This is a genomic window from Nocardia sp. 852002-20019_SCH5090214, from assembly GCF_001665865.1.
Classification (GTDB): Bacteria; Actinomycetota; Actinomycetes; order Mycobacteriales; family Mycobacteriaceae; genus Nocardia; species Nocardia nova.
In genome coordinates this window covers 1-685 of record NZ_LZMK01000288.1, presented here as the reverse complement: position 1 = coordinate 685, position 685 = coordinate 1, and the positions used below count along the sequence as shown (strand labels likewise).

Below are 685 nucleotides of genomic sequence, written 5' to 3'. Positions count from 1 at the left end.
GCGGCCACAGGCAAGGACCTCACCGACCACATCGAGGCCGGTCACCACGTCGGCGAACTCGCCCCAGTCCCGTATCTGGACCCTCACACCGCCACGAGCGCCGCCCGGTCGGAGGCCGGGGCCGTCCCTTTCGTCGGTGAGGCATCGACCGATCTCTCGGCCGATGCCTCACCCCTCTCACCTGATCACAACGACTCTGTCGGAGGTTCTTTCATGTCCGGAAATTCCACGGTCAACCTGTCCGGCCTGCACGGCCAGGAGGCCGGCCACCACCACGACGACACCATTGATCACATCGGCTCCAAATTCGCGATGTTGATCCGCGGCTTGATGCAGGAGGTGATGAACCGAGCCACGGCCGGCATCACCGCCCGCCGCGCCGCCATCGAGGCCATGCAGATGCGGGAGGAGAAGGCCCGCCGCGAGCACGCCGCCCAGGTCGCCGCCGAGCGCAAGGCGGCCGAGAAAGGTCTGGAAGCGCTGCGCCGGAAGGGTTGGGATCGGCTCTCGCGCAACGAAATCGCCGCCGCGCTACGTGAGGCGGTGACCTGGTCGGAAGACTCCGAGGCTGCCCGCCGCGCGTCGGTGGAACTGGCCGGGCACATCCGGCAGCGCTGGGGTGTGCACGTCGACCTCGACGGCGGGCACGTCACCATCGATGCCGAGGTAACCCCGCAGCTGGCGG

General features: G+C 68.5%; 1 pseudogene. It reads left to right on the top strand.

Annotated elements, in window-relative coordinates:
• Nucleotides 1-213 precede the first annotated feature (213 nt).
• Nucleotides 214-685 (top strand): annotated as a pseudogene (locus A5780_RS22615) (hypothetical protein); the annotation flags it as partial.